Source organism: uncultured Microbulbifer sp., from assembly GCF_947489355.1.
Lineage (GTDB): Bacteria > Pseudomonadota > Gammaproteobacteria > Pseudomonadales > Cellvibrionaceae > Microbulbifer.
Window position 1 is genome coordinate 1 of record NZ_CANLDD010000105.1, and the last position, 5,049, is coordinate 5,049.

Below are 5,049 nucleotides of genomic sequence, written 5' to 3' on the forward strand. Positions count from 1 at the left end.
CGGCCTGTCTGCAGTGCAGGGCCGGGGTGGCAGCGACAGTCTTGATGCCCTTGCCTACATTGATGGCCTGACATTGAATGGCAGCGATAACCAGTTGCGAGCTGGCACCCTTGCATTCGAGGGTATTTTCCGTGCGACTACAGCGCTTTTAACCGGCAGCGGTGGGGATGACCTGTTTACCATCACCGGCACAAATACCCTGAATACAGCGAACATCAACTTCAGCGAAGTGGATACAGTCAATGCGGGTTCGGGCAGTAACAGCCTGGTGGCATTGGATCTGGTAAGCCTGACTGGCAACAGTAAGGAAGCCGTAACCAGTGGAATCCGTTTTGGCGAGATCGACAGTGTCACAGGCGACAGCCTGGCGGGCTCGGATGGCGAGGACAGGTTCGAAATTACCGACCTGAATGCGCTGATGGCCAATAATATTGCCTTTAGCGGTATCAGCAGCGTTGATGCCCTTGGCGGTATCGACACGGTCAACGGAGCCGAAGGTGCCGAGTGGTTACTGACCGGCAACAATAAAGAAGCCCGCAACAGCGGTATCCTGTTCTCTGAAGTGGAAACCCTTACCGCTAAAAATGCCAACCTGCTGGGTACTGCCGACAGCGATACCTTTACCCTGGGCGCCGGCGGTGAGGTGGCAACCTATGAAATGCGCTTTACCGGCCTGTCTGCGGTGCAGGGCCGGGGTGGCAGCGACAGTCTCAACGCTCTTGCCTACAGTGATGGCTTGACATTGACTGGCAGTGATAATCAACTGAACGCGGGTGCGCTTACTTTTGCTGGTATCCATAGTGCGACAACGCGAACCCTTAAAAACCCGATTGATTCAGCCATCTTCAAATTGGCGGGAAGCAATACCCTTGAAACCGCCGGAATTCGAATTGACGGGTTGGATAGCGTCAATAATATTGGGCGTGGCGGTGTATTATTGGGAACTAGTGGAGACGATCACTTTGGGCTCTCCATCAATGGGGATATTAGCGTGGCCAGCATTAATTTTGCTGGTTTGGATATCGTTGACGGAGCAGATGGCAATGATAGCGTAACAGCGGAAGGCGCTATCTGGACCTCTATTCTTAAGGAGGGTGCTTTAGTCAACCGCAGTGCTAAAGCCACGATCAATAGCCTTTCTGTGTTGTTTGAGAACCTTGAATTGGTTGAAGGAACTGGAACTTACACCGGTCAAGATATTGATAGTGAGTATGTGTTCAGCAGTTTGAATACAATGACCATTGGGGGTATAGCCTTTGCTGATCTCAATAATTTAATCGCGGGCAGCGGAAATGATGTTATACAGGGTGCTGATATTGATGCAAGCTGGGCTATTAATGATTCACAGCAGCGTGTCAGTAGCGATGGCAGGTCCCTGATATTTAGTGGTGTTGAATCGATATTTGCCGGTAGCGGTGTTGATCAGTTCACTTTGGGCGGTAGTCAACTTACGGAAATTGATACTGGAGCAGGTAATGATTCGGTAGTACTTTCTGGTACGGTTATTGACACCATTTCCTTGGGTCAGGGGGATGATTATGTACAGGTGGATACTGTAAGCAACCCGGGAATAGAGCTATTTGGAGGCATTGGAAATGATGCATTCCAGTACACCCTTGCTGATGGTATTTGGCAAATATTCTCAACAGGGAATTCAGTAGGCAATATACGATTTGACGGCTTTGAATGGTTAGAGAACACCGCAAACAACTTTACCCTGGAGACGGATTTAGGCTTTGATTTCACCACTGAAAATACTGGTTCCGGTATCTTGAACCAGAGTGGCGCAGGTGTGGTATTTACCAGGAGTGGCATGTATTTGGGCTATGATGGCGAAGGTGATGTTAGTGTTGTCAGTAGTTCAATAGAAACTATCGGAGGACGTCTTAAAGCTGACCGGGCGAATTTGACGGTTGCTGGGGATCTTGATATTGAGACAGAAGTAAATATTTTGGGCGTTTCTACCTCCGGCAGAGATATTGATATCAGCATCTTGGCTCAGGGGGATCTTGTGATTGATGAAATCAATGCAGGGCGGGGTACTGTAACACTGGCCAGTACCAGTTTTGGAAACCTGACTGCTGAAACCTATGGCGATACCCATATTACTGCAGGTGTGGTAAAGCTGGGGATTGAGGCCCAGCCGTGGGCTTTAATTGGCAGTGCCGTAAATCCTCTGCGTATGGACGCCACAAACCTGGTTGAGATTGTTTCAATAACCTATTATGAGCCAGATTTTATTGGCCAGATTCCTGTTTTTTCCAGCACGGGGGACGAACTTCAGTCCATAGCCGGCGCGCAGGCTGCCCAAGGCTTGAAATCTGCTGTACAAAATGGGGTGGAAGACTTCACGCAAATTGATCCGGCAATATTCAATGCGGTGAATCCCTATAGCAGTGGCGTAGATGCAGTAAATTCACCAGAAATGCGCCTCAATTCCGGTGAATTAACGCCCATCTATTGATCTGGGCGTATTTAGAGTAGAGGTGATGAAGAATGACAGAGGTGAGCCATCGCTGGTTCCATTATTTTTTTTGTGAACCTATGGGCGGCACTGCATCGAAGTATTGGCAATGCGAGGCTTTATTTCATGTCATTCTTATACCATTGCCGAAATTATTCTATACAAAGTATTATCAGGATACTTTGATCAAAAGAATGCCAAAAGTGAGCAATGAGTTCAAAGAACTTTGTAACTTTCTTGAAAATGCATAAGCACAAAGCTCGATATTGCGGAGCCTTTTGTATTTGTCTTGCAGGCAGCACCAGCCGCTCCTAAAAAATTCAGCCTTGATCTGTGTGCCTTAGCCGACTTGTGCTGGTCATATGTATTATCCCTGGGCTCCCAATTGTATTGAAAGAAACCACCTCATAAAGGCCCAGGTAAGCGATAGAGTGTCGTTCTTATTGTTTTCGCTGTCCCTGTCACCCTCCCGACAACCAGTTAACGCTTTTGGTACCTTTGGAAAGTTGCGGCAAGGGAAACCCTGTAGGTCTCTTTCGAGGGTATTGAGAATGAGGCAGTAGACGTGGTGTGGCAGCTATGCAAGATACAGTAAAATTGCAAGTGATGACAGGGGTTGCCCTAGCTCAGGATCTATTGTGCTCCCCGCCTGTTGCGAATACAGTTGCAAGCATCTGATTGAGAGTCATAAATTTTTAACAAGAAAATCATATATTGGATAATCTTTCGATTAGGGTACTTGATAAGAGAGATGAAACAAATTAATCGCAGAACTGTACTTAAAGGCATGTTTTCTGCAGCAGGGCTCTCGCTGGCCCAGAATTCCCTGGCAAATCTTGGCCTTTCTCTGGATCTGCCGGATTCCCCTGCCTTGCGCCGTATTGCGTTTGGGTCCTGCTGTGATCAAAACAAGCCCCAATTAATATGGAATAGTGTGATTGCAAGGAACCCGGAATTGTTTATTTTCCTGGGTGACAATATTTATGCAGACACGGAAGACATGGAGGTTATGGCGAGTATCTATGAACAGCAAGCCAAAAACTTTGCAGCCATTCGGAACCAGTGCAATGTTATTGCTACTTGGGATGATCATGACTATGGTATGAACGATGCTGGCATTGATTACCCAAAGAAGCAGGAATCCAGAGATATTTTCCTCAAATTCTGGGGTGAACTGGACAGCCCAAGACGTCGGGACGACGGCATTTATCACAGCTACTATTACGGGCCTGCTGATGCTCGTGTACAGGTGATTCTGCTTGATCTTCGCTATGAGAGAGCCGCAATTGATAAAGTGGGCATGTTGGCAGAGGCGGGCAGGCATATCAGAAAAATGGGGCCTTATAGTCCGGCAAAAGATATGCGGAGTATGATGTCTGAACAACAATGGCAGTGGCTTGAAAAGCAGCTGGAGCAACCTGCCGATTTAAGAATTATTGGCTCCAGCATTCAGTTCCTGGCAGATTTTACCGGCTGGGAAGCCTGGGCAAATTATCCTGCAGATAAAAACAGGATGCTCGGTTTAATTAAGAAGACCCGGGCAAACGGCGTTATCTTTGTGAGCGGTGATACGCATTGGGCGGAGTTGTCCAGGCAAACAGAGGGCGTTCCCTACCCACTCTACGATTTGACTTCAAGTGGCTTAACGAACACCTGGTCACAGGTTAGCCCCAATCAATACCGTAAGGATGATCTCTATTTCGCGGAAAAAAACTTCGGCCAAATCGCGATAGATTGGCAGGGAAGCAACACAGAAATTACCCTGCAAATCTGCGACATCAATGGTAACGCCAAAATCTCGCATACCGTGGCCCTGAATGACTTACAGATCAAAGAGACTGCGTGAGTGGGTGCGGAGTGAGCCGAACAATTCACATGCGCGCCATGTGTGCAAAGAGGTGGAGATTGCCGGGTTTATAAGTCAAACTGTCTTGTATTGTGAATAAATAAGCCTTTCAACATCAATACAAATGATCATTCATTGCACCAAAAGATTGGCCGCCAGGCTCCCGGCAGTCTCCACTGAATCACTCACGGAAAACAGCCCATTGGGCAGCTGGCATGGGCACCTTTATGTGATTCACCGTCGTAATTGCCTATTGTTCTGCCATGATGAAACCCGCTATACCGTCTTCCTGCCCGGGCTTCGGAAGCCGGAATTGGCGGACTTGGGCCGCTGGTTTAAAGAGGCCTTTACCGCATCGCTGGCCTATATGGGCCTGCCAGACAATCAGGTGCGCCGCGCAGCACTGGCATTGGGGGCGGTACAATTTGACACCAACACCAATCGTTCGGTGCAGGGCAGCCTGAACCAGATGCGCTTTATGCTGGATGGCCGCCTGGAAGAAGTGAAAGACGTGATGCTACTCAACCCGCTATCGGTCACGCGCTGGCTCTGTCACTATCCAGTGCATGTACGCGGTGGCAAGGGATGCTGGATGGCCGATGATGCCATGGCGGAGCGGGTTGCGGCTTTATCCCACGCACTATAAACAGGCTCTGTAGTGATCTACTAATCCCGGACACCAATTTAGGTGGTAAAGTCGCTGCCTGAGACAGAGGTGTTCAATGAGTAAACAACGTAG

The 5,049-nt window shown here is 48.4% G+C and carries 3 protein-coding genes; all 3 read left to right on the top strand.

Annotated elements, in window-relative coordinates; genetic code table 11:
* Positions 1-268 precede the first annotated feature (268 nt).
* The 3 genes from Q1A48_RS20515 to Q1A48_RS20525 all read left to right on the top strand — a co-directional run bounded on the left by Q1A48_RS20515 (position 269) and on the right by Q1A48_RS20525 (position 4,956).
* The gene (locus tag Q1A48_RS20515) at positions 269-2,464 is read left to right on the top strand and encodes a hypothetical protein (RefSeq protein WP_299948610.1); all 2,196 of its coding nucleotides are present in this window, start codon (positions 269-271) and stop codon (positions 2,462-2,464) included.
* 751 nt (positions 2,465-3,215) lie between these two features.
* A complete protein-coding gene (locus Q1A48_RS20520) occupies positions 3,216-4,310 on the top strand; it encodes an alkaline phosphatase D family protein (RefSeq protein ID WP_299948612.1) in 1,095 nt (364 codons plus the stop codon).
* A gap of 202 nt (positions 4,311-4,512) precedes the next feature.
* The gene (locus Q1A48_RS20525) at positions 4,513-4,956 is read left to right on the top strand and encodes a hypothetical protein (RefSeq protein ID WP_299948614.1); all 444 of its coding nucleotides are present in this window, start codon (positions 4,513-4,515) and stop codon (positions 4,954-4,956) included.
* Positions 4,957-5,049: the final 93 nt, after the last annotated feature.